Below are 21,438 nucleotides of genomic sequence, written 5' to 3' on the forward strand. Positions count from 1 at the left end.
GAGGCCACCGACCTCGTCACCGTCCCGCGTTCGCGCCCAGGGTGAGCAGCAGCTCGTCCAGCTGACCAAAGGTCTCCACCAGCGCTTCCGCTGCGCCCGTGCCGGCCGCGTCGAGCGCTTCCTTCGAGGGATGGAACTCGTGCATGACAACCCGCGTCTTGCCGTCCTTTTCCTCGAAGGTCACCGTGGTGATGGGGCCGTCCGGGCTTTCCTCATTGGTCCAGACCAGGCGCGCGTTCGGTATCACTTCCTGGTAGGTGCCGAAGAAGGCCGCCTGGGCGCCTTCGTAGCTGAACTCAAGACGGTAGCGGCCCCCGACGCGCACATCCATCTCGCAGGACAGCAGGGTCATGCCCATGGACTTGGGCACCCACCAGCGCTGGAACAGATCAGCCTGGGTCCAGGCCTGGAACACGAGCCGTGCCGGGGCGTTGAACAGGCGCGTAACGACGACCTCGCGCTCGGACTTCCGTTCCACTGTGGTGTGGTGCTTCATGGGGCCGGGCTTACTTTCTTTGCTGGCGTTCATGGATTTGTTCCTTGTGTTTCAGTTCCTCGATGACCCCGTCCAGCGCGTCGTAGCGCGCGGCCCAGAGCTGGTGGTAGCGCGCGATCCACGCCGCCTCTTCCTCCAGCCGGCGCAGGCCGAGCTTGCAGGTCCGCACGCGCCCGATCTTTTCCGTGGTGACGAAGCCTGCTTGTTCCAGCACGTCAACATGCTTTTTCATGCCCGTGAGGGTGAGGTGGAACTTGTCGGCCAGGTCCGTGATGGACGCGTCCGAGTGCCCGAGCTGTTCCAGAACACCACGTCGGGTGGCGTCGGAGAGCGCGGCGAAGGAGGCGTTGACGCGGTTAGATGAATACTGAGCCATTTGGTTCAGTATTGCGGCGAATCGGGGAAAGTGCAAGAGACCTAGGGTTTACACTGGTACGACCTCAAGATGCTTGAACGTTCAAGCAAGGTGTCCGTGCACAACGGCCGCCAAGGTGTTTTCCAGCATGCCGAACCTGTCGTTTTTGCAGCCCATAGTCCCGGCACACGATGTCGGGTACCTCCTGGCCGCACACCGCACCTACCCGGGCTGAGGCCGGTTCCCGCTACCGATTGTTTTTTCTCTCTCGTTATTTCTTCCATGTCTGCTTCTGCCTCCACCGCTGCGTCGGCTCCCGCCAACTCGCCGCGTCAAGTCGCCATTGCCTCGCTCGTGGGCACGGCCATCGAGTTCTACGATTACTACATCTACGCCGCCGCCGCGGTGCTGGTCTTCAACTCCCAGTTCTTTCCCAAGGGCAACGATTCGGTCGCGATGCTGGCCTCGCTGTCCACGCTGGCGCTGGCCTTCCTCGCGCGGCCCTTCGGCTCGGCGCTGTTCGGCCACTTCGGCGACAAGCTGGGCCGCAAGCAGACCCTGGTGGCCTCGCTGCTGACCATGGGCTTGTCGACGGTGGCCATCGGCCTGCTGCCGACCTATGACAGCATTGGCCTGTGGGCGCCGGTGCTGCTGTGCATCTTCCGCATTGGCCAGGGCATCGGCCTGGGTGGGGAGTGGGGCGGCGCGGCCCTGGTGGCGACCGAGAACGCGCCCCAGGGCAAGCGCGGCTGGTTCGGCAGCTTCCCGCAGCTGGGTGCGCCCATCGGCTTGTTCGCGGCCAATGGCGTGTTCTTCCTGGTGACCGCCATCCTGGGCGTCGAGGCCATGGTGGAGTGGGGCTGGCGCATTCCCTTCCTGCTCTCCATCGTGCTGGTGGGCGTGGGCCTCTACGTGCGCCTGAACCTGCACGAAAGCCGCGTGTTCCGCCAGGCCGAGCAAGCCGGCCGCAAGGTGCACGCGCCGGTCAGCGTGGTGTTCAGCAAGCACGGCATGGTGCTGCTGCAGGGCACGCTGATCATGACGACCACCTATGTTCTGTTCTACCTGATGACGGCCTTCGTACAGGTGTACTCCAAAAGCCCGGTGAACTTGTCCGCGGCCGGGCATGTGCTGGGCCTGGGCATACCGGCCAACACCTTCACCGGCATCCTGCTGATCGGCGCCGTGGTGTTCGGCATCTGTACCAGCCTGGGCGGCGTGCTGGCCGATCGCATGGGGCGTCGCAAATGGTTGATCCTCGTGACTTTGGCGATCGCGGCCTTCGGCCTGTCCATGCCCACCATGCTGGCCGGTGCCACGCCGGGGCCGCTGCTGGGTTTCGTCTGCCTGGGCTTCGTGCTGATGGGCGCGACCTTCGGCCCGATGGCGGCGCTGCTGCCGGAGCTGTTCCCGACCGAGGTGCGTTATTCCGGCGCATCGCTGGCCTACAACCTGGCCTCCATCCTCGGGGCTTCCGTGCCCACCCTGGTGGCGCTGCAGATCAACGCCAGCTACGGTTTGTCCGGCGTGGGGCTCTACCTGGCCGCGAACTGCCTGCTGACCCTGGCCGCGCTGGCTGCCACGCGCGAGACGCGTGATCTGGATCTGAACCGGGTCTGAGCGCGGGCAGCGCCGAGCGCGCTTGAGACGACTTCAGCCGCTGCACCGTTGACCATCGTCTGTCGGGCGCGCGGTGCCGTCAGAGCCCCTGGGCCACGGTGGGATGGCGCAGCGCCAGGTGCAGTTCCTGTTTCAGCCGCCGGTTATCCAACTGGCGGGATTCCCGCAGAAAACTCATGCGCTCCGGCGTGAGCGCTTGTTCCGCTTGCGCGCGCGTGAGGCGTGGCGCGCGGGGCAGGCCGTAGCGCTGCGCCGCGAGGTCCAGGTAGTCCCCCAGTTTCATGCGGCTGTCGTCGCTGGCGTGGTAGACCCGTTGGGGTCGACCGCGCCAGAGCGCGGCGATGCAGGCGCGCGCCAGGTCGTCGGCATGGATGTGGCTGGTGTAGACATCGTCCTCGGCGCGCAGCGTGGGCGTGCCGGCCAGCAGGCGTTCACGCGGGGTGCCACCGGGCCGGTCCGGCGCGTAGATGCCGGGGATGCGCAGGATGCAGGCACGCAGGCCGCCACCGGGCGCCAGGGCTGGCTGGCGGCCTTGGGCGCGCAGCGCCTGCTCGGCCGCCACGCGCCGACGCGCGCGCGCCGTCATCGGGCGTGGTGTGCGCGTCTCGTCGATCAGTGCGCCCGCGCAGTCGCCATACACCCCGCTGGTCGAGCCGTAGACCAGGGTCGTGCCGAAACCATGTCCCGCACCAGCCCGGCCGCGCGCCAGGGCCCGCAGCAGGGCGCGGGTGCGCGGGTCGCCTTCGCCCTGGCCGGGCGGCGGGGCCAGGTGCAGCACATGCCGCGCCAGCCCGGCCAGGCGGCGCAGGCTGGCCGGCTGGTCCAGGTTGCCGGCCAGCGGCGTGATGCCGCGCGCGCGCAACTCGGGGTAACGCGCCGGGCTGGAGCTCAGGGCCAGCACGCGCACCCGGGCGGGCAGGGCGCCCACGGTGCGCAGGCCCACGTCGCCACAGCCCACGATCAGGAGGCGGGTACGCTTGAACCGCATGGGCAGGGCAGGGCGGGGGGCGGGGCGGCCAGACCGGGGTAGGGGTGGTCCGGGGCGACGCCGGGGGGCTGGCAAAATCATGGGTTCAACGCAGTTTTCTTCTGGAACCGAGCAAGGATAAAGAGAGCATGACATACCAGGTCACGGTGCAGCCGAGCGGGCGCAGTTTTGGCGTGGAGCCGGGCGAGGCGATTCTGGCCGCCGGCATCCGGGCGGGCATCGGTCTGCCCTATGGCTGCCGGGATGGCGCCTGCGGTTCTTGCAAGAGCAAGAAGATTTCCGGCACGGTGGTGCATGGCGCCCACCAGGCCAAGGCATTGAGCCCCGATGAAGAAGCCGCGGGCATGGTGCTGACCTGCTGCGGCGTGCCGCACAGCGACGTGGTGCTCGAATCGCGCCAGGTGGTGGAGGCGGGGGCTTTTCCCATCAAGAAGCTGCCGGTGCGCGTGAGCACGCTCGAACGGCTCTCGCCCGACGTGATGCGCATCGTGCTGCAACTGCCGGCCAACGACGGCTTCCAGTACCACGCCGGCCAGTACGTGGACTTTCTGCTGCGCGACGGCTCGCGCCGCAGTTATTCCATGGCGACCGCGCCGCACACCCGCGCCGGCCAGCCGGACGCGACCCCGCCGGTCGGCGCGATGATGGAACTGCACATCCGCCACATGCCCGGTGGAAAGTTCACCGACCATGTGTTTGGCGCGATGAAGGAAAAGGAAATCCTGCGCGTTGAAGGCCCCTTCGGCAGCTTCTTCTTGCGCGAGGACAGCGACAAGCCCATGGTGCTGCTGGCCTCGGGTACGGGCTTCGCGCCCATCAAGGCCCTGATCGAAGAGATGCAGCACAAAGGCGTCACCCGGCCCGCAACCCTGTACTGGGGCGGCCGCCGCCCCCAGGATTTCTACCTGAACGACTGGGTGCAGCAGAAGGTCGCAGAAATGCCCAACCTGAAGTACGTGCCCGTGGCCTCCGACGCCCTGCCCGAAGACCACTGGACGGGCCGGACCGGTTTCGTCCACGCCGCCGTGCTGCAAGACATCCCCAATCTGTCGGGCTACCAGGTCTACGCCTGCGGTGCGCCCATCGTGGTCGAATCCGCGCAGCGTGACTACGTGAAGGCCGGCTTGCCGGAGGAAGAGTTCTACGCCGATTCCTTCACTAGCGAGGCTGACAAGCATGGCGCGTAGCGCCATGCTTGCGGCGAAGACTCACTTTGCGAAGCAAAGTTAAGGTGCGATAGCACCGTGTCGTAGCCACAAGCACCTGCAGTGCAAGCGAACGAATATTTCAGGAGACACCATGCAACGCAGACACCTCTTGCTCGCTGGCGCAGCCGCCGGGGCCGCCCCATTCGCAACGCGCGTCTTCGCGCAGCAGTCGCCCATCCGCCTGATCGTGCCCTATGCGCCCGGTGGCCCGCTGGACGTGACCGCGCGCGCCCTGGCCGAGCGTGTGCAGGCCAGCCTGGGCACCGTGATCGTAGACAACCGCCCTGGCGCGGGCGGCAACATCGGCGCGGACGCCGTGGCCAAGGCCACGCCCGACGGCCTGACCATCGGTCTGGCGGCCACCGCCACGCACGCGGTCAACCCGTGGTTGTTCAGCAAGATGCCTTTTGATGCCGCCAAGGATTTCGCGCCCATCACGCAGATGGCGCGCGTGCCCAATGTGCTGGTCATGAACGCGCAGACCGCGCAGCGTCTCGGTATCCAGGATCTCAAGGGTTTGGTTGCCTACGCCCAAGCGCACCCGGACAAGCTGAACTACGGCAGCGGCGGCAACGGCAGCGCGGGCCATCTGGCGGGTGAGCTGTTCAAGTCCGGTGCCGGTATCTCCGTGCTGCATGTGCCTTACAACGGCGCCAACCCCGCGCAACTGGCCCTGGTGAGCGGGCAGGTGGATTTCAACTTCGACAACCTGGCTGCGGCCTCCGCCAACATCAAGGCGGGCAAGCTGGTCGCCCTGGCCGTCACGTCCGCGCGTCGCAGCGCCATGCTGCCCGAGGTGCCGGCCGTGGCCGAGGTGCTGCCCGGCTTCGCCATCGACACCTGGTGGGGGCTGGTCGCGCCCGCAGGCACGCCCAAGGACGTGATCACGCGCCTGAACCGCGCCTTCGTCGAGGCCCTGAACGCCCCCGAAACCCGGCAGCGTTTCGCGACCCTGATGGCCGAGCCGGTGCCCACCACGCCCGAGGCCTTTGGCGCCTTCATGCAGGGTGAATTGGCGAAGTACCAGCAGGTGGTGAAGCTGAGCGGGGCGCGAGTGGATTGAGAGGCGCTCGCCTCGGCTTGGATGCTTCTCCTGCGGAGAGCCGCACCGGGCCTGCCGCCCACGCGCTCCTACGGGGATGGCCTTCGGCTCCGCGCTTCAGCCGTGCCTGAAGCCGCTGCGGCATAACTCACTGCGCGCCCACCTTGTCAGGTGGACGCTCCGTTCAAACACGATGCCGCAAATCAGAGGACGATGCGCCGCACTTGCGGCGCTGCGGCTTCATGCCCGGCCAGGCGATGCTGAATGAGTCTGCCGATGGGCTGCGCCGCATGGCGGGATGGGATGCTAGGCGCAAACCGCAGCCATAGCCCAGCTATGGCGAGGATTTGCAACGCCGCAGACCGCCCGCGATGCGGATGCAGCACGCGGCGAGACTTGTTCAGCATCGCCTCATCGCCATCCCCGAAATCGCGCGCGGGCGGCAGGCCCGGTGCGGCCGGGGCATGCGATTGACATGCAAATTTAATGTAGCTACATTAAATAATGCGAATTGAGTTCGACCTTGCCAAAGACGCGAGCAATCAGGAGAAGCATGGTCTATCGCTGGCACTGGCGGCGGAACTTGATTGGGATGCAGCACTGGTGTGGGTGGATGAACGGCACGACTATGGAGAGTTGCGCATGATTGCCTTGGCGCCGGAGACCGGAATCCTGTACTACGTGGCATTTGTTGACCGTGGCGAGGTGCGCAGAATCATCAGCGTGCGCAAAGCCAACCGACGCGAGGTGAAGCACTATGTCCAAAATATCTAAGCGTCCCGCCATCGTCATGCCGACGGTTGCGGAAGACAAAGCGATCACGGCGGCCGCCAAGGCCGACCCGGATGCTCGGCCCCTGACCCCCAAGCAGTTGCAGGCGATGGTTCCGATGAAGGCGGTGCGCGGTCGCCCTAAGTCTGAAAACAAGAAGCTGCTGGTGTCGATCCGCTACAGCCCGGAAGTCGTGGCGTACTTCAAGTCAACCGGCGAGGGCTGGCAGTCTCGCATGGACGGGGTGCTGCAGCAGTACGTGGCGCGTCACTCGCGGCGAGCGTGAGGCCGATAACCAGCTGCTCTGCCTCCACCGATGAGAACACCGAAGGCAGTCCCAATCGTTTTGCGCCATCGCAACCACAGGGTAGAGGTTCTCGTTTTTCTGCACCCACAGGCTGGCACTCAACTCGTCAAAGGAACGATCGAGCCGGGAGAGTCTGTTGCACAAGCGTCCACAAGAGAACTCGCTGAAGAATCAGGCATCTTAGGTGCGCAGTGCGTCAGAGATCTGGGTACCTGGGAACAATGCCCGCGCGGTCAGGTGTGGCATTTTCGTGAAATGGCTGTGCCGGTCGATCTCGCAGACTCGTGGAGCTTCTTCACCGAAGACGCTGGAGGCCACCTTTTCGAGTTCAGCTGGCACCCGCTGGACGAACCCGCACCTTCCAGTTGTCACGCAGTCTTTGTTGACGCCCTGGACTTCCTGCGTAAGCGGATTGCAGCAATCGGGCATCTCCCCCCGACAGCAAAGGCTCCAGGAGCTGCCTAAAACCTTGTAGTGACGTGGAATGAACCCGATTGGCCATGATGGAAAGGGTCGTTCACTCATGGAGTGCCTTGCTACTGCAACTAACACCGCGCCGGGCCTGCCGCCCGCGCGCGATTTCGGGGATGGCGCTTCAGTTGGGCCTGAAGTCGCAGCGCCGCAAGTGCGGCGCATCGTCCTCTGACTTGCGGCATCGTGTTTGAACGGAGCGCTCACCTGACAAGGTAGGCGCGCAGTGAGTTATGCCGCAGCGGCTTCAGGCACGGCTGAAGCGCGAAGCCGAAGGCCATCCCCGTATGAGCGCGCGGGCGGCAGGCCCGGTGCGGTGCTCCAGATCAAACGCTACTTTTTCGCCCAGCCTACGCTCTTCGCGGGCCAACACGTTCACCTGATCCGCAACACCGCCAGCCGATCGGTCAGGAGTTGTGTCCAATGCCCCAGGCGCGCGCCATGCGCAGAGCGCACCGGCGCCGGCAACACCTGCACCCGCGCCGCAGAGCGGGCCACGACCTCGATCCAGCCGCCACGCTCCACCACGTGCAGGTCCTCCGCGCCCAGCTCGGCACTGGCGTTGAACACCGTCTCGCCCAGCCAAGCGGGCGGTGACAGCAGTTGAACTTTGCCCTCCACCACCCGCACCCAAGCCCCCGCGTCCACGGCCACGCGCAAGGTCTGGCCCGGTTCCAGGGCTGTGAATTCGGGGAACGATGTGGTCATGAAAGCACCTCGTGGAGTGAGTGGGGGAGGGCTTCATCGTAGAAATCCGGGCGCGCAAAAAACAGGCACAGCGCCACGTTAAGCGCAGCGCAACAGAAGCGCGTGCGGCCATCTGTTATGGTCTGCTTGCCTGGAATCTGCATCTGTTTTTGGCGCGCCGCGCGAGGGAAGATCAGCCACCCGTGCATCCACATTCACCGCCATGTCCGACACCATCGAGTCCCGACTGCACGCCTTAGGCCTCGTGCTTCCCGCTGTGACTGCGACGCGCGGCAGCTTCAAGCCCTATGTGATCCTGGGCAACACCCTCCACCTGTCTGGCAAGGGAGCGCCTTTGCGAGAAGCCGTGCAAAAAATCCCCAAGGTGGGGGCCGAGGTCTCGGTGGCCGAAGCACAGGCGCATGCGCGGGACATTGCCCTGTACCTGCTCGCCGTGACACGGCAAGCCCTGGGTGATCTTGAGCGCATCAAGCAGGTGGTGAAGGTCTTTGGCATGGTCAATGCCACCCCGGACTTCACGCAGCACACCGAGGTCATCAACGGCTGTTCGGACCTCTTGGTGCAGGTGCTTGGCGCGCGGGGCGAGCATGCCCGCTCAGCGATCGGCGTCGCTTCCCTGCCCAAGGGCTTCGCGGTCGAGATCGAAGCCGTCGTCGCGTTCACTTGAACTTGTGAAGAATCCCTGAAGCCCGCCATGGACACGCCGCCGCTCTACCGCAAACTCGCTGCGCATTACCTGGATGCGATCCGCGCCGGTTCGCTCCAGCCCGGCGACAAACTGCCCTCGCTGCGCAGCCTGATGCGCAAACACGACATCAGCCTGTCCACCGCGCTGCAACTCTGCCGCGCCATGGAAAGCGAGGGCTGGGTCGAGGCGCGTGACCGCTCGGGCTACTTCGTGAAGCGCCCGCGCCGCCTCGCGCTCGCGGCGATGGAAGAGCCTGCCACCGATGTCGCGCCAGATCCGGCGCAGTACGTCGGCATCCACGCGAAAGTCTCGGACTTCGTCGCGCGCCGCCGCCAGGATGAAGTGCGCATCGATTTCTCCACCGCGCGCGGCGCGCCCGAGATCTACCCCGGCGAGGCCTTGCGCACGATCATGATGCGGCTGTTGCGTCAGAAGCCCGCGCTGCTGACCACCGCCGCGCCCTCGCGCAGCCTTAACCCCTTGCGGGAAGCCGCCGCGCGGCGCGGCCTGCGCACGGGCATGACGCTGGCACCCCAGGAGGTGCTGACCACCAACGGCTGCATCGAGGCGCTCAACCTCGCGCTGCGTGCGGTCGCTCAGCCCGGCGATACCGTCGCCGTTGAGTCACCTACCTTCTACGGTTTGCTGCAAGTGCTCGAAAGCCTGGGCATGCGTGCGCTCGAAATCCCGACCAGTCCGCAGACCGGTCTCTCGATCGAAGCACTCGACATGGCACTCGGTGCCTACGACAACATCAAGGCCGTCGTCACCGTGCCGCACCTGCAGAACCCGCTGGGCAGCGTGATGCCCGACGCGCACAAGGAGCGGCTGGTCGCGCTGTGCGAGCGCCACGGCATCCCGCTGATCGAGGACGACACTTACAGCGAACTGCTGGACATGGACACCCCGCCGCGCGCGATCAAGTCCTGGGACCGCACGGGCAACGTCATCCACTGTGCCTCGTTGCACAAGATCCTCGCGCCCGGCATGCGCTTGGGCTGGATTTCGGCCGGGCGCTGGCAGAGCCGGGTGGAGATGCTCAAGTTCACCCAGTCCCGCAGCAACGAAGAGCTGTCGCAATCGGCGGCGGGCGAGTACATGAACACCGGGGATTACGATCGGCACCTGCGCCGTCTGCGCGAACATTTGCGGCAGCAACGCGAACAGACCGCCGACGCGATCGCCGCGCATTTCCCGGCCGGAACGCGACTGAACTATCCGCCGGGGGGCTTGCAGCTGTGGGTGGAGTTGCCGGACCGGCTCTCGTCGATGACGGTCTTCGACCGGGCGCTGCGCGACAAAATCTTCGTGGCGCCTGGCACGCTGTTCTCAAACTCCTCGCGTTTCGACCACTACCTGCGCATCAATTGTGGCTGGCCGATCACCGAGACCATCCAGGCCGCGTTGCGGCGGCTGGGTGAGATCGTGGGAGAGTGCGCAACGGTGCAGCGCAAGGCGGCGTGAAGAGGTGTAAGAAAGCGCGCGGGCGGCAGATCCGGCGCGCTTCTTCAGTTCAACCTTCGCCGAGGTAGGCTGCACGCACCGCCGGGTCGTGCAGCAACTGGTCGGCCGGGCCGGACAGGCTGATCAGGCCGCTTTCCATCACATAACCCCGGTCCGCGATGGACAGGGCACGGCTGGCGTTCTGCTCGACCAACAGCACCGTGACGCCCTGGCTGGACACCTCGTTCACCACCTCGAAGATCTTGTCCACCATGATGGGCGACAGGCCCATCGAGGGTTCGTCCAGCAGCAGCACCTGCGGGCGGCTCATCAGCGCGCGACCCATGGCCAGCATCTGCTGCTCACCGCCGGAGAGCGTGCCAGCGAGCTGTTGATGGCGTTCCTTCAGGCGCGGGAACAAGGCGTACATGCGCTCCATGTCCGCACCGATGCGGTCCTTGTCGTCGTGCACGTAAGCACCCATCATCAGGTTCTCGGCGATGGTCATGCGCGTGAAAACGCCACGGCCTTCCGGCACCATGGCCAGACCCTGGCGCACCAAGTCCCAAGGACCTTGGCCACGGATGCTCTTGCCCAAGTAGCTGATCGTGCCGCCGCAGGGCAGGCCGCCGGTGATGGCCTTCATGGTGCTGGTCTTGCCGGCACCGTTGGAGCCGATCAGGCTGACCAGTTCGCCGCGCCGTACCTCGAAATCCACACCCTTGACGGCCTGGATGCCGCCGTAAGCCACGGTCAGGCCGCTGACCTGCAGCAGTACTTCGTTTTGTTTCTTGTCGCTCATGATGTTTATGCAGCGGTGGCTTCAGCGGCCGTCTTGGCGCCGCCGTGGCCCAGATAGGCCTCGATCACTTTTTCGTTCTTCTGCACTTCGGCGGGCGTGCCCTCGGCGATACGGCGGCCGTAGTCGAGCACGGTCACACGGTCGCACAGGCCCATGACCAGCTTCACGTCATGTTCAATCAGCAACACGGTGACGCCGTCCTGGCTGATGCGCTCGATCAGGGCGCGCAGTTCCACCTTCTCGGTGGCGTTCATGCCGGCGGCGGGTTCGTCCAGGGCCAGCAGCTTGGGTTCCGTCGCCAGGGCACGGGCGATTTCCAGGCGGCGCTGGTCGCCATAGGACAGGGTGCGGGCCTTGTAGTCCGCGAACTGGCCGATGCCCACGTAGTTCAATAGTTCCTGCGCGCGCTGGGCAATCGCAGCTTCTTCTCGCTTGAAGGACTTCGTGCGGAAGATGGCGCCGAGCAGGCCCGAGCCCGAGCGGATGTGACGCCCGACCATCACGTTCTCCAGCGCCGTCATGTCGGCGAAGAGGCGGATGTTCTGGAAGGTACGCGCGATACCTGCCTTGGCAACGTCGTGCACCGCCGTGGGCTTGTAGGACACACCGCCGAGCACGAACTCGCCGCTGTCGGGCGTGTACAGGCCCGTGATGACGTTGAAAAAGGTCGTCTTGCCCGCGCCGTTGGGACCGATCAGGCCGTAGACCTGGCCACGTTCAATCATCAGGCTCACGTCGTTCAGGGCTTGCAGGCCACCGAAGCGCTTGGACACGCCGTTGACGAAGAGCAGGGTTTCCTTGTTCTGGCTCATGCTGCGCTCCCTTGGGTCGAGGCCTTGTTCTTGCCTTTGTTGGCGTCCCTGAGGGATTTGCCGTGTTCCGGCGAAGGCCACAGTCCGCGCGGGCGCAACAACATGATGATGATCATGGCCAGTGCGATCAGCAGCTGGCGCAGGATGGACGAATCCAGGCGGCCGTCCGTCATGGCCTGCAGCGGGCCGGCGACGTAACGCAGCATTTCCGGCAGCGAAGCCAGCAGCACCGCGCCGAGCACCACGCCGGGCAGGTAGCCGATGCCGCCCAGCACCACCATGGCGACGATCATGATGGATTCCGTCAGGCTGAACGACTCAGGCGAAATGAAGCCCTGGAAAGCCGCGAACATGGCGCCCGACACACCGCCGAAGGTGGCGCCCATGGCAAAGGCCATCAGCTTCATGTTGCGGGTGTTGATGCCCATGGCCTTGGCGGCGGTTTCATCCTCGCGGATGGCCATCCAGGCGCGTCCGATGCGCGACAGCTCCAGGCGATGGCAGATGATGACGCTGACCACCACCAGCACGAGGAACAGGTAGTAGTACATCAGCACCGGCGTGACGGTGTAGCCGAAGAAGTCCCAGCGCTGGCCCAGGCTGAAGCCGAAGAAGTGGATCGGGTCGATCTGGCTGATGCCCTTGGGACCGTTCGTGATGTTGTAGGGATGATCCAGGTTGTTCATGAACACCCGGATGATTTCGCCGAAGCCCAGCGTCACGATGGCGAGGTAGTCACCCCGCAGCTTCAGCGTGGGCGCGCCGAGCAGGATGCCGAAAATGCCCGCCAGCGCCGCCGCGAGCGGAATGACCACCCACAGTGGCATGTGCACGCCGTTGGGGAAGAGGGCCGCGAAGGTCGGGAAGTGGTCGGAGAGGTGCGGCGAAGCCAGCAGGCCGAACATGTAGGCGCCGACCGCGAAGAAGGCGACGAAGCCCAGGTCCAGCAGGCCGGCGTAGCCGACCACGATGTTCAGGCCCAGGGCCAGCAGCACGAAGAGCAGCGCCATGTCGGCGATGCGCACCCAGGCGCTGCCGAAGCCTTGCAGCAAGATGGGCAGCACCAGCAGGCCCACGGCCGCCAGCACGATGCCGATGAGGCGCTGCCGGTTAGTCATTTGGGAGAAATTCATAACAACGTTTCTTTGTCAAGCAACGGAGGTGAGGTCAGGCACGGTCCGCGACGCGTTCACCCAGCAGGCCGGAGGGACGCAGCGTGAGCACGACGATGAGCACGGCGAAGGCGAAGATGTCCACGTAGTGGCTGCCGAACACGCCGCCGGTGAGGTCACCGATGTAACCCGCGCCGATGGATTCGATCAGCCCCAGCAGGATGCCGCCGACCACTGCGCCAGCCAGGTTGCCGATGCCGCCGAGCACGGCCGCCGTGAAGGCCTTGAGACCGGGAATGAAACCCATGGCATGTTGCACGGTGCCATAGTTGCTGGCCCACATCACGCCGGCCAGGGCGGCCAGCATGGCACCGATGACGAAGGTGGCGGAAATCACGCTGTTGGGTTTCACGCCCATGAGCGCAGCCACGCGCTGGTTCTCGGCGGTGGCACGCATGGCTCGACCCAGTTTGGTGCCGTGTACCAGCCACATCAGTCCGGCCAAGGTGATGGCCGTCACGACGAGGATCATGATCTGCGTCGGCGTGATGCTGGCGCCGCCCAGAGGGATCGGTTCGCTGGGAAGCAGCGTCGGGTAAGACTTGTAGTTCGGCTTCCAGATGATCATGGCCAGCGTCTGCAGCAAGATGGACATGCCGATGGCGGTGATCAGCGGCGCCAGGCGCGGGCTGTTGCGTAACGGCCGGTAGGCCACGCGCTCGATGGTGTAGTTGAGGGCGGCGGCGACCAGGCAGGCGACGACCAGGGCCACCAGCAGCACCAGCCAGGGTGGGAGCAAGGGCTGGATGAAGCCGATGACTGTCCAGCTCACGAGCGCGCCGACCATCAGCACTTCGCCATGGGCGAAGTTGATGAGGCCGATGATGCCGTACACCATGGTGTAGCCCAGGGCGACCAAGGCATACATGCTGCCCAGCACCAGTCCGTTGATGATCTGTTGAAAGAAAATATCCATAGAAAAGCAGGCCTCGGGGTTTTGCACCAAGGTGGTTGCAAGCTTTATGCCACTTATGGTGGCGGGGGGTGTGTAGAGTGCCCGCGCGCGCGTGTCGTCACCCTGCGGGTGGCCGTCAGCGGCGCTGAGCGCTCTGCTCGTTCAGCGCGCGTAACTGGCGCAGCTTTTCCGCGATTTTAATCTCCAAACCGCGCTCCACCGGCTGATAGAAACCCGGCTGCGTCATCCCTTCGGGCAAATACTGCTCTCCCGCCGCGAAGGCATCGTCCTCGTCATGGGCATAGCGGTAACCCTTGCCGTAGTCCAGTTCCTTCATCAATTTCGTCGGCGCATTGCGCAAGTGCATGGGCACGGACCGCGTGCCGTCCTTCTTGACGAAGGCTTGCGCGGCCTTGTAGGCCTTGTAGACCGCGTTGCTCTTGGGCGCCATCGCGAGGTAGATCACGGCCTCGGCCAAGGCCAGTTCGCCCTCGGGTGAGCCCAGTCGCTCGTAGACTTCCGCCGCGTCCAGGGCCAGGCGCAGCGCGCGCGGGTCGGCCAGGCCGATGTCCTCCGCCGCCATGCGCACGAAACGCCGCGCCATGTAGCGCGGGTCCGCGCCGCCATCCAGCATGCGCACGAACCAGTACAGCGCCGCGTCCGGGTCGCTACCGCGCACGCTTTTGTGCAGGGCGCTGATGGTGTCGTAGAACTGCTCGCCGCCCTTGTCATAGCGGCGCATGCGTTCGCCCAGCACCTTGAGCAGCCATTCATCCGTGATTGGGTCCTGCTTTTGCTGCCGTGCCGCCACGCTCAGGGTTTCCAGCGTGTTCAGCAGGCGGCGCGCGTCGCCATCGGCGTAGGCGATCAGGCGTTCCAGTGCAGCGTCTTCTAGCGGCGGCACGGCGTCGATGCCGCGCGCGCGCTGCACGATCAGTTTCAGGTCGTCCTCGGTCAGAGCCTGCAGCACGTACACGGCAGCACGCGAAAGCAGGGCGGAGTTGACCTCGAAGGACGGGTTTTCCGTCGTGGCGCCGATGAAGGTGAAGAGGCCGCTTTCCACGTGCGGCAGGAAGGCGTCCTGCTGGCTCTTGTTGAAGCGGTGCACCTCGTCGACGAAGACGATGGTGCGCTGTTGTTGAAGACCGTCGCGCGCGGCCTCGGCCAGCTCCACCGCCTCGCGGATGTCCTTGACACCGCCCAGCACCGCGCTGATGCTGATGAACTGGGCGCCGAAAGCATGGGCCATCAGCCGCGCGATCGTCGTCTTGCCCGTGCCCGGCGGCCCCCAGAGGATGCAACTGTGTGGCTGGCCCGACTCGAAGGCAATGCGCAGCGGCATGCCCTCACCCAGCAGGTGCTGCTGGCCGATCACCTCGCCCAGTGTGTGCGGGCGCAGGCGCTCGGCCAGGGGTTGGTGCAGCGGGCTCGGAGGCGCTTTGGACATGGTGCGGGGATTTTAGGTGGCGGCCGTTGGCGCTTTTGGCATGATGCACGCTGCTTGCGAACATCCGACACGGGGACTTCCATGTTCATGATCCTGTTCACTGTCTTTTTTGTCTTGCCGTCCATCCTCTTCCTGGTGGGGGCGCTTGTTTTTCAGTCCTTCCATTTGCTTATTGGCGGCCTGGTGATGGCGACAGTCTCCGCTGTCTTTTTCGTCGTGTCCAAAGGGGTCGAAAGGAAAAAGCAGGGACAAGACGAGGCGCGGCTCCGCGATTCGCACCCGCGAACCAAGCCCCGTGCGCGCTGAGTCCGCTCCGGAGCGAGTGCATGTCCGCCGTCAGCAACATCCAACTGCTCACGCGCTACAACGCGTGGGCGAACCGTCGGCTCTTTGACCAGCTGGCGTCGCTGCCGGCCGGGGAGGCGAGCGCCAAGCGGGTGACTGGCTTTGGCAGCATGGTGAACACCCTGAATCACGCCTACGTCGTTGACCTCATCTGGAAGGCGCATCTGGAGAACAGACCTCACGGATTCACAAGCCGGATCACGGAGGTCGAACCCACGCTGCCGGACTTGCGCAACGCGCAGACCGAAGTCGACCAGTGGTACATCCACTATGCTTTGATGCTCACGGAGCAGGCGCACGACGAGTCCGTTCCGTTCACGTTCGTGGACGGTGGTGCCGGGGTCATGACCCGTGGCGAAATGCTGTTGCATGTGGTCAACCACAAAACCTATCACCGAGGCTATGTCGCGGATCTTCTTTACCAGATCGGGTCGCGTCCGCCGGTGATGGACCTGCCCGTTTTCCTGCGCGATGGCGGCACGGCGCCATGAACGAGCAGCAATCACTGTGGGCGGCCATCCACGAAGAGGTGAAGCTGTATCCCCACGATCCTTACTGGCCTCTGGCCTACGCCATTGAGCGGGAGCGCCTGTTGTCCGTGCTTCCCGGCGTGTTCATTGACGTGGAGCACATCGGAAGCACCGCGGTGGCCGGCCTGGCGGCCAAGCCCATCATCGACATCCTGGCCGGCGTGGCGTCCATGGCGGTGGCAGATTCCGTCATCGCCCCGCTGTGCGCCTCGGGTTACACCACGTCGGCCGAGTTCAACAATACGCTGAGCGATCGCAAATGGCTGATGCGTTGGGCCGATGGTCGCCGCACGCACCATCTTCATCTGGTCGTCCACGATGGTCAGGTCTGGCGTGAACGACTGCGCTTTCGCGATGCGCTGCGTTCGAGCGCCGCGCTTGCAAGCCGTTACGCCGCACTCAAAGCCGACGCAGCTGGAATGCACCCGACTGACAGAGAGGCGTATACCAATGCCAAGACGGAATTCATCCACAGTGTCTCGGGGCCGGCGTGATCATGGCCACGCTGCCGTACCAGTTGCTGGCCGATGCCGTTCTGATCCTGCACTTCGGCGTCGTCCTGTTCGTCGTGGGTGGGCTGATGTGCATCCTCGTGGGCAATGCGTGGCGCTGGCGCTGGGTCAATGCCTGGGGCTTTCGCCTCGCGCATCTGGCCGCCATCCTGATCGTGGTCGCGCTGTCCTGGCTGGGCGAGGTCTGCCCGCTCACGGCCTTGGAGTCCTGGCTGCGCGTGCAGGCCGGCGCTTGCGGGTACAGCCAGAGCTTTGTTGAACACTGGGTTCAGGCGGTCCTGTACTACGAAGCACCGTTCTGGGTGTTCGTTCTTGCGTACACGCTGTTCGCCTTGGCGGTGCTCGCCTGCTGGTGGCGTTATCCGCCCCGGCGCGCGCCTCATGAGCCCCATGCCTGACCTCCTGTTTCAGAAATTCATTGCGCGACACAAGCTCGCCACATGCGCCATGCACGTTGAACATCAGATCACCATCGCGGCCTCGCCTCGGGTCATTTTCCAGATCTACGCCGACGTGTCGAACTGGCACACCTGGGACCCGGACACGCGAAAAGCCTCGCTGGACGGGCCCTTCGAGATCGGGACGCGTGGCCGCCTGACACCCACCCAAGGCAATACCGTGCCCATGCTGCTGACCGAACTTGTGGCCGATCGGTGCTTCACGGTGGAGTCAAGGATTCCGCTGTTTCGCATGTGCTTCGAGCATGAACTCAGTCCCGTGGCCGGCAACACGGAAGTCACGCACCGGGTCACCTTCTCCGGTCTGCTGTCCGTCGTGCTGGGCCCCATGCTGTGCAAACGGCTGAACGCCGGGCTTCCGGTCACGCTGGCCCGCTTGAAGGCGATGGCGGAAAGCGGCGAGCGTAAGGCCTTGGGCCAGATGGGCGCGCCGCCTCGGTGAGGCCCGGTGGGGCGAAGTGCGAACAGGCTCTCAAAGCGCCGCGACGGGAATGACTTCGGGGTCCTTGATCACCTGGCGCTGCGGGATGTAGTCCAGCAGCAGATCGGTTTCCTTCTTGACCACGGCGTAGCACTCGCAGCTCAGGGTCTCAAGCTTGGCCCGGTCCAGCACCTTGATCAATCCGCGTTGGTACGAAATCACCCCTTGTTGCTGCAATTTTGAAGCGGCCTGGGTGACGCCCTCGCGGCGTACGCCGAGCATGTGGCTGATGAATTCTTGCGTCATGGTCAGGTGGTTGTGAGACAGACGGTCCATGGAGAGCAGCAGCCAGCGACAGAGCTGCTGGTCGATCGAATGGTGACGATTGCAAACGGCGGTCTGGGAAACCTGGGTGATCAGCGCCTGTGTGTAGCGCAGCATCAGCATCAGCAACTGGCCATGGCGGTTGAACTCTTCCTTCACGCGCAGGCGGGGGAGTCGATAGGCGTAACCGGCGCTCTGGACCACCGAGCGGCTGGGCGTGCTTTCGCCACCCAGGAACAGGGTGATACCCAGCAAGCCCTCGTTGCCCACCACGGAGATCGCGGTGGAGGCCCCGTTTTCCATCACATACTGCAGCGAGACGATGGAGTCGGTCGGAAAGTAGACGTGACGCATGGGGCGCTTGGATTCATACAGCAGCGCCCGCAAAGGCAGCGGCACCAATTCCAGGTAGGGGAACAGACGGCTTTGAACCTCCGGTGACAAGGCGGCCAGCAGATGGTTCTGCTGGGGTTCGGGTGGAGGCTGGGGTTTGGCGGACATGTTGGTGCTCCTGGAGGGGCTCTCGGGAAATGCCCCGCCCAACTCCGTTGGAGTGTATTTTTTGTCCCGCACGCTGTATGTTCGCCAGCGCACATTGGGTCACGAGGAGCCCATGCGAGGGCCCCTCTGATTGCCAGAGTGGCCATGCCAGCCGCAGCCCCAAGCGTGGAGGGCGGTGCGGCCTCAGCCGGTGTTTCTCAAACCCGCCGCAATTCCGTTGATGGAAATGTGGATGCCCCGCCGCACGCGGTCCAGGTCCTGGGGATTGTCGGCTAGGCCCGCCCGGTGGCGGCGCATCAGCTCGATCTGCAAATGGTGCAGCGGGTCGATGTAGGGAAGGCGGTGCTGGATGGAGCGCTGCAGCGCGGGGTTGTCGGCCAGACGTTCCTTGTTGCCGGTCAGAAGGCTGAGGGCCTCGGCAGTGCGCTGCCATTCGGCTTCGATCTGCGCGTAGATCTTGCGGCGCAGCGGCGCGTCGACCAGCCCGGCGTAGCGTGAGCCCAGGGCCAGGTCGCTCTTGGCCAGGGCCATGTCCATGTTGGAAAGCAGGGCCCGCAGAAAGGGCCATTCACGCGCCATCCTGCGCAGCAGCGCCAGACGGGTCTTGCGCGTGCTCGTGCCTTCGGCGTCGAGGAAGCTGGCGACGGCCGAGCCGAAACCGTACCAGCCCGGCAGGTTGATGCGGCTCTGGCCCCAGCTGAAGCCCCAGGGGATGGCGCGCAGGTCCTCGATCTTCTGCGTGGGTTTGCGCGAGGTCGGGCGCGAGCCGATGTTGAGCTCGGCGATTTCGCGCAGGGGCGTGGCGCTAAAGAAATAGTCGGCGAAGCCAGGGGTGTCGTAGACCAGCTTGCGGTAGGCCGCCATGCTGGCGTGCGAGAGTTCTTCCGCCGCCCGCAGCCAGGCCGGCGCGGCGGCTTCGGTGGGCTGCAGCAGCGTGGCTTCCAGCGTGGCGGCCACCAGGGTCTCCAGGTTGCGCCGCCCGATCTCGGGGTTGGCGTATTTGGATGCGATGACCTCGCCCTGTTCGGTCAGACGGATCTGGCCGCGCACCGTGCCCGGTGGCTGGGCCAGGATGGCCTGGTAGCTGGGGCCGCCGCCGCGACCCACGGTGCCGCCGCGGCCGTGGAAGAGGCGCATCTTGACCTTGGGCATGCCGTCAAACAACGCAGCCAGCTCGGTCTCTGCGCGGTACAGCTCCCAGTTGCTGGTAAAGATGCCGCCGTCCTTGTTGCTGTCGGAATAGCCCAGCATGATGTCCTGCTCGCCACCGCGTTCCACCAGGGCGGTGATGCCGGGCAGGGCGTAGTAGTCGCGCATGATGGGTGCGGCGTTGCGCAGGTCTTCGATGGTTTCGAATAGGGGCACGGTGATGAGCCCGGCCACGCAGTCCGCGTCGTCCAGGGTGCCGCTGCGCGTGCCCCGTAGCAGGCCCACTTCTTTCTGCAGCAGCAGCACTTCGAGCAGGTCGCTCACGGTCTCGGTGTGGCTGATGATGTAGTGCCGGATGGCCTCGGCACCATAGCGCTCGCGCATGGCGCGTGCGGTCTCGAAAACCGCCAGTTCGCTTTGCGTCCAATCGCTGTAGCGCGCACCCACCACGCGCAGCGCTCGCGCATCGTTCAGCAGGCGCAGCAGCAGGGTACGCTTGGCGCCCTCGGTCAGCGCTGCGTAGTCGGCCTCGAGGCGGGCCACGCGCAGCAGTTCGGCGATGACCTCCTCGTGCTTGTCCGAGCTCTGGCGCAGGTCCAAGGTGGCGAGGTGGAAGCCAAACACTTGCGCGGCGCGGATCAGCGGGCGCAGGCGTGTCTGGGCCAGCGGCACGCCATGGCGCTCGGCCAGCGAATCGTCGACGGTGCGCAGGTCTGCCAGCAGCTCGGCCGCGCTGGTGTAGGCAGGGCGTTCCGCCATCGCGAGGCGTGGCGCGTCGGCGTCGGCGTCAGCGTAGGCGCGCAGCGTCGCGGCCAGGCGGGCGTAGATATGGATCAGCGCGCGGCGGTAGGGCTCGTCCTGGCGGTGATCGCTCTGATCAGGCGAGGCCTCGGCCAGGGCGCGCAGCGCGGGGCTGCAGCCGGCCAGTCGCTCGGAGACCGAGAGCTCGACGCCGAGCAGATGCACCTCGTGCAGGTAGTGGCGCAGGGCCACCTCGGACTGGCGGGCCAGGGCCTGGCGCATGGTCTGGGCCGTCACGTAGGGGTTGCCGTCGCGGTCGCCGCCAATCCAGTGGCCCATGCGCAGGAAGTCGTGCACCGGCGCGTCCAGTGCCTCTTCCAATTGGGCGTAGATGGCGGGGATTTCGCGCAGGAAGGTGGGCTCGTAATAGCTGAGCGCGTTGTCGATCTCGTCGGCCACGGCCAGCTTGCTGCCGCGCACCAGGCGCGTCTGCCACAGCTGCAGCACGCGCGCGCGCAGCAAGGCTTCATTGGCCGCGAGTTCGCGCGGGGTCAGCTTGTCACGGCGCGGGTCCACTCCGGCCGCGCGGGCCTTGATTTCGTCGCGCTGCGCCAGCAGGTGGGCGATGGTCCGCTCTGCATCCAGGATGCTCTTGCGCTGCACCTCGGTCGGGTGGGCCGTGAGCACCGGCGAGAGAAAACTCTGCGTCAAGGTGTCGGCGATCTCCGCCTTCCCAATGCCCGCGCCGTGCAGCCGCGTCAACGCTGCGGCGATGCTGTCCTCCTCGGTTTCGCCCGCGCGTTCACGCCCAGCGTGCAGGCGTATCTGGTGCCGGTCCTCGGCCAGGTTGACCAGGTGGCTGAAGTAGGTGAAGGCCCGGATCACGCTCACGGTCTGTTCGTCGCTCAGGCGCTTGAGCAGCTTGTTCAACTGCTGGCCGGCCTCGGCATCGGCGTCCAGGCGAAACGCCACGGACAGCTTGCGGATCTGCTCGATCAGCTCGTAGGCGCTTTGGCCTTCCTGCTCCCGGATCACGTCCCCCAAAATCCGGCCCAAGAGGCGCGTGTCTTCGATCAGGGGCTGTTCTTCGTCTCGCGGTTTATGCATGTTCTGCGGTCTCGTCGGGTGTCGCGTGCATGCTAGCATCGACGGCTGTTCCGTCGCGCCCCGAGTGGCCCCGGCGGTACGAATAACGCTCATGTTCGCGGCGAATGAATCCGCCCGCCGATGCG

24 protein-coding genes are annotated in these 21,438 nt (G+C 65.3%); 13 read left to right on the forward strand and 11 right to left on the reverse strand.

Going from position 1 to position 21,438, the window contains the following annotated elements; translation table 11 throughout:
* Positions 1-16 precede the first annotated feature (16 nt).
* Positions 17-529, reverse strand: coding sequence for an SRPBCC family protein (locus AZ34_RS06395; protein WP_051509582.1), 513 nt, complete (start codon positions 527-529; stop codon positions 17-19).
* A complete protein-coding gene (locus AZ34_RS06400; protein WP_035606074.1) occupies positions 507-872 on the reverse strand; it encodes an ArsR/SmtB family transcription factor in 366 nt (121 codons plus the stop codon). The genes AZ34_RS06395 and AZ34_RS06400 overlap by 23 nt, the downstream gene beginning before the upstream one ends.
* 261 nt (positions 873-1,133) lie before the next feature.
* On the opposite strand from AZ34_RS06400, the gene AZ34_RS06405 reads away from it, so the two are divergent.
* Positions 1,134-2,471, forward strand: a complete 1,338-nt coding sequence (locus AZ34_RS06405; RefSeq protein ID WP_051509583.1) for an MFS transporter — start codon at positions 1,134-1,136, stop codon at positions 2,469-2,471.
* Positions 2,472-2,550: 79 nt separating this feature from the next.
* Here AZ34_RS06405 and AZ34_RS06410 read toward each other — a convergent pair whose 3' ends face one another.
* Positions 2,551-3,540: an NAD-dependent epimerase/dehydratase family protein gene (locus AZ34_RS06410; protein ID WP_035606079.1), complete on the reverse strand. Its 990-nt coding sequence runs from the start codon at positions 3,538-3,540 to the stop codon at positions 2,551-2,553.
* 47 nt (positions 3,541-3,587) lie between these two features.
* Here AZ34_RS06410 and AZ34_RS06415 point away from each other — a divergent pair, with 47 nt between their 5' ends.
* The 5 genes from AZ34_RS06415 to AZ34_RS19020 all read left to right on the forward strand — a co-directional run bounded on the left by AZ34_RS06415 (position 3,588) and on the right by AZ34_RS19020 (position 7,252).
* Positions 3,588-4,646 (forward strand): CDP-6-deoxy-delta-3,4-glucoseen reductase, encoded by a 1,059-nt coding sequence (locus AZ34_RS06415; protein ID WP_035606082.1) that lies wholly within the window; start codon positions 3,588-3,590, stop codon positions 4,644-4,646.
* A gap of 112 nt (positions 4,647-4,758) precedes the next feature.
* Positions 4,759-5,730 carry a tripartite tricarboxylate transporter substrate binding protein gene (locus AZ34_RS06420; RefSeq protein ID WP_035606084.1) on the forward strand — a complete coding sequence of 324 codons (972 nt, stop codon included), beginning with the start codon at positions 4,759-4,761 and terminating at the stop codon, positions 5,728-5,730.
* A 483-nt stretch (positions 5,731-6,213) separates the two neighbouring features.
* Positions 6,214-6,483, forward strand: a complete 270-nt coding sequence (locus AZ34_RS06425; protein WP_035606087.1) for a BrnT family toxin — start codon at positions 6,214-6,216, stop codon at positions 6,481-6,483.
* On the forward strand, positions 6,467-6,766 hold the full coding sequence (locus AZ34_RS06430; protein ID WP_035606090.1) for a BrnA antitoxin family protein: 300 nt from the start codon (positions 6,467-6,469) through the stop codon (positions 6,764-6,766). The genes AZ34_RS06425 and AZ34_RS06430 overlap by 17 nt, the downstream gene beginning before the upstream one ends.
* Positions 6,767-6,796: 30 nt before the next feature.
* Positions 6,797-7,252, forward strand: coding sequence for an NUDIX domain-containing protein (locus tag AZ34_RS19020; protein WP_081767109.1), 456 nt, complete (start codon positions 6,797-6,799; stop codon positions 7,250-7,252).
* Between the two features lie 381 nt (positions 7,253-7,633).
* On the opposite strand, the gene AZ34_RS06435 is transcribed toward AZ34_RS19020, so the two are convergent.
* On the reverse strand, positions 7,634-7,966 hold the full coding sequence (locus tag AZ34_RS06435) for a hypothetical protein (protein ID WP_035606093.1): 333 nt from the start codon (positions 7,964-7,966) through the stop codon (positions 7,634-7,636).
* 202 nt (positions 7,967-8,168) lie between these two features.
* On the opposite strand from AZ34_RS06435, the gene AZ34_RS06445 reads away from it, so the two are divergent.
* Positions 8,169-8,633 carry a RidA family protein gene (locus AZ34_RS06445; RefSeq protein ID WP_035606098.1) on the forward strand — a complete coding sequence of 155 codons (465 nt, stop codon included), beginning with the start codon at positions 8,169-8,171 and terminating at the stop codon, positions 8,631-8,633.
* Between the two features lie 27 nt (positions 8,634-8,660).
* The gene (locus AZ34_RS06450; RefSeq protein WP_035606102.1) at positions 8,661-10,118 is read left to right on the forward strand and encodes a PLP-dependent aminotransferase family protein; all 1,458 of its coding nucleotides are present in this window, start codon (positions 8,661-8,663) and stop codon (positions 10,116-10,118) included.
* A 49-nt stretch (positions 10,119-10,167) separates the two neighbouring features.
* Here AZ34_RS06450 and AZ34_RS06455 read toward each other — a convergent pair whose 3' ends face one another.
* The 5 genes from AZ34_RS06455 to AZ34_RS06475 form a co-directional block, all read right to left on the reverse strand.
* On the reverse strand, positions 10,168-10,899 hold the full coding sequence (locus tag AZ34_RS06455) for an ABC transporter ATP-binding protein (protein WP_035606106.1): 732 nt from the start codon (positions 10,897-10,899) through the stop codon (positions 10,168-10,170).
* A 5-nt stretch (positions 10,900-10,904) separates the two neighbouring features.
* The gene (locus AZ34_RS06460; RefSeq protein WP_035606110.1) at positions 10,905-11,711 is read right to left on the reverse strand and encodes an ABC transporter ATP-binding protein; all 807 of its coding nucleotides are present in this window, start codon (positions 11,709-11,711) and stop codon (positions 10,905-10,907) included.
* Positions 11,708-12,844 carry a branched-chain amino acid ABC transporter permease gene (locus AZ34_RS06465; protein ID WP_419670202.1) on the reverse strand — a complete coding sequence of 379 codons (1,137 nt, stop codon included), beginning with the start codon at positions 12,842-12,844 and terminating at the stop codon, positions 11,708-11,710. Before AZ34_RS06465 ends, AZ34_RS06460 begins: the two co-directional genes overlap by 4 nt.
* A gap of 34 nt (positions 12,845-12,878) precedes the next feature.
* Positions 12,879-13,799, reverse strand: a complete 921-nt coding sequence (locus tag AZ34_RS06470) for a branched-chain amino acid ABC transporter permease (protein ID WP_035606113.1) — start codon at positions 13,797-13,799, stop codon at positions 12,879-12,881.
* A 115-nt stretch (positions 13,800-13,914) separates the two neighbouring features.
* Positions 13,915-15,225, reverse strand: coding sequence for a replication-associated recombination protein A (locus AZ34_RS06475; protein ID WP_035606116.1), 1,311 nt, complete (start codon positions 15,223-15,225; stop codon positions 13,915-13,917).
* Between the two features lie 81 nt (positions 15,226-15,306).
* Here AZ34_RS06475 and AZ34_RS06480 point away from each other — a divergent pair, with 81 nt between their 5' ends.
* From AZ34_RS06480 to AZ34_RS06500, 5 genes are read left to right on the forward strand one after another with little or no spacing between them, the layout of a single operon-like run.
* Positions 15,307-15,531 carry a hypothetical protein gene (locus tag AZ34_RS06480; RefSeq protein WP_035606119.1) on the forward strand — a complete coding sequence of 75 codons (225 nt, stop codon included), beginning with the start codon at positions 15,307-15,309 and terminating at the stop codon, positions 15,529-15,531.
* Positions 15,532-15,551: 20 nt separating this feature from the next.
* Positions 15,552-16,061, forward strand: a complete 510-nt coding sequence (locus AZ34_RS06485; RefSeq protein WP_035606122.1) for a DinB family protein — start codon at positions 15,552-15,554, stop codon at positions 16,059-16,061.
* Positions 16,058-16,594 (forward strand): GrpB family protein, encoded by a 537-nt coding sequence (locus AZ34_RS06490; RefSeq protein ID WP_035606125.1) that lies wholly within the window; start codon positions 16,058-16,060, stop codon positions 16,592-16,594. The genes AZ34_RS06485 and AZ34_RS06490 overlap by 4 nt, the downstream gene beginning before the upstream one ends.
* 2 nt (positions 16,595-16,596) lie before the next feature.
* Positions 16,597-17,010, forward strand: coding sequence for a DUF2784 domain-containing protein (locus AZ34_RS06495; RefSeq protein ID WP_035606128.1), 414 nt, complete (start codon positions 16,597-16,599; stop codon positions 17,008-17,010).
* 49 nt (positions 17,011-17,059) lie between these two features.
* Entirely contained in the window at positions 17,060-17,512 is a 453-nt protein-coding gene (locus tag AZ34_RS06500) for an SRPBCC family protein (protein WP_035611080.1), read from the forward strand.
* A 30-nt stretch (positions 17,513-17,542) separates the two neighbouring features.
* Here the strand turns inward: AZ34_RS06500 and AZ34_RS06505 are convergent, their stop codons facing one another.
* Together AZ34_RS06505 and ppc are read right to left on the reverse strand one after the other, a co-directional pair.
* Positions 17,543-18,316: a Crp/Fnr family transcriptional regulator gene (locus AZ34_RS06505; protein ID WP_035606131.1), complete on the reverse strand. Its 774-nt coding sequence runs from the start codon at positions 18,314-18,316 to the stop codon at positions 17,543-17,545.
* 183 nt (positions 18,317-18,499) lie between these two features.
* Entirely contained in the window at positions 18,500-21,313 is a 2,814-nt protein-coding gene (gene ppc / locus AZ34_RS06510; protein WP_035606133.1) for a phosphoenolpyruvate carboxylase, read from the reverse strand.
* Between the last annotated feature and the right edge of the window lie 125 nt (positions 21,314-21,438).

It is taken from the genome of Hylemonella gracilis str. Niagara R, assembly GCF_000600295.1.
In the GTDB taxonomy this organism is placed as follows: Bacteria; Pseudomonadota; Gammaproteobacteria; order Burkholderiales; family Burkholderiaceae_C; genus Hylemonella; species Hylemonella gracilis_A.

Bases quoted from the DNA above. Each gene is read 5' to 3' on its own strand.
- AZ34_RS06395 (WP_051509582.1), bottom strand. From the start codon at position 529: ATGAACGCCAGCAAAGAAAGTAAGCCCGGCCCCATGAAGCACCACACC.
- AZ34_RS06400 (WP_035606074.1), bottom strand. From the start codon at position 872: ATGGCTCAGTATTCATCTAACCGCGTCAACGCCTCCTTCGCCGCGCTC.
- AZ34_RS06405 (WP_051509583.1), top strand. From the start codon at position 1,134: ATGTCTGCTTCTGCCTCCACCGCTGCGTCGGCTCCCGCCAACTCGCCG.
- AZ34_RS06410 (WP_035606079.1), bottom strand. From the start codon at position 3,540: ATGATTTTGCCAGCCCCCCGGCGTCGCCCCGGACCACCCCTACCCCGG.
- AZ34_RS06415 (WP_035606082.1), top strand. From the start codon at position 3,588: ATGACATACCAGGTCACGGTGCAGCCGAGCGGGCGCAGTTTTGGCGTG.
- AZ34_RS06420 (WP_035606084.1), top strand. From the start codon at position 4,759: ATGCAACGCAGACACCTCTTGCTCGCTGGCGCAGCCGCCGGGGCCGCC.
- AZ34_RS06425 (WP_035606087.1), top strand. From the start codon at position 6,214: ATGCGAATTGAGTTCGACCTTGCCAAAGACGCGAGCAATCAGGAGAAG.
- AZ34_RS06430 (WP_035606090.1), top strand. From the start codon at position 6,467: ATGTCCAAAATATCTAAGCGTCCCGCCATCGTCATGCCGACGGTTGCG.
- AZ34_RS19020 (WP_081767109.1), top strand. From the start codon at position 6,797: ATGAGAACACCGAAGGCAGTCCCAATCGTTTTGCGCCATCGCAACCAC.
- AZ34_RS06435 (WP_035606093.1), bottom strand. From the start codon at position 7,966: ATGACCACATCGTTCCCCGAATTCACAGCCCTGGAACCGGGCCAGACC.
- AZ34_RS06445 (WP_035606098.1), top strand. From the start codon at position 8,169: ATGTCCGACACCATCGAGTCCCGACTGCACGCCTTAGGCCTCGTGCTT.
- AZ34_RS06450 (WP_035606102.1), top strand. From the start codon at position 8,661: ATGGACACGCCGCCGCTCTACCGCAAACTCGCTGCGCATTACCTGGAT.
- AZ34_RS06455 (WP_035606106.1), bottom strand. From the start codon at position 10,899: ATGAGCGACAAGAAACAAAACGAAGTACTGCTGCAGGTCAGCGGCCTG.
- AZ34_RS06460 (WP_035606110.1), bottom strand. From the start codon at position 11,711: ATGAGCCAGAACAAGGAAACCCTGCTCTTCGTCAACGGCGTGTCCAAG.
- AZ34_RS06465 (WP_419670202.1), bottom strand. From the start codon at position 12,844: ATGAATTTCTCCCAAATGACTAACCGGCAGCGCCTCATCGGCATCGTG.
- AZ34_RS06470 (WP_035606113.1), bottom strand. From the start codon at position 13,799: ATGGATATTTTCTTTCAACAGATCATCAACGGACTGGTGCTGGGCAGC.
- AZ34_RS06475 (WP_035606116.1), bottom strand. From the start codon at position 15,225: ATGTCCAAAGCGCCTCCGAGCCCGCTGCACCAACCCCTGGCCGAGCGC.
- AZ34_RS06480 (WP_035606119.1), top strand. From the start codon at position 15,307: ATGTTCATGATCCTGTTCACTGTCTTTTTTGTCTTGCCGTCCATCCTC.
- AZ34_RS06485 (WP_035606122.1), top strand. From the start codon at position 15,552: ATGTCCGCCGTCAGCAACATCCAACTGCTCACGCGCTACAACGCGTGG.
- AZ34_RS06490 (WP_035606125.1), top strand. From the start codon at position 16,058: ATGAACGAGCAGCAATCACTGTGGGCGGCCATCCACGAAGAGGTGAAG.
- AZ34_RS06495 (WP_035606128.1), top strand. From the start codon at position 16,597: ATGGCCACGCTGCCGTACCAGTTGCTGGCCGATGCCGTTCTGATCCTG.
- AZ34_RS06500 (WP_035611080.1), top strand. From the start codon at position 17,060: ATGCACGTTGAACATCAGATCACCATCGCGGCCTCGCCTCGGGTCATT.
- AZ34_RS06505 (WP_035606131.1), bottom strand. From the start codon at position 18,316: ATGTCCGCCAAACCCCAGCCTCCACCCGAACCCCAGCAGAACCATCTG.
- ppc (WP_035606133.1), bottom strand. From the start codon at position 21,313: ATGCATAAACCGCGAGACGAAGAACAGCCCCTGATCGAAGACACGCGC.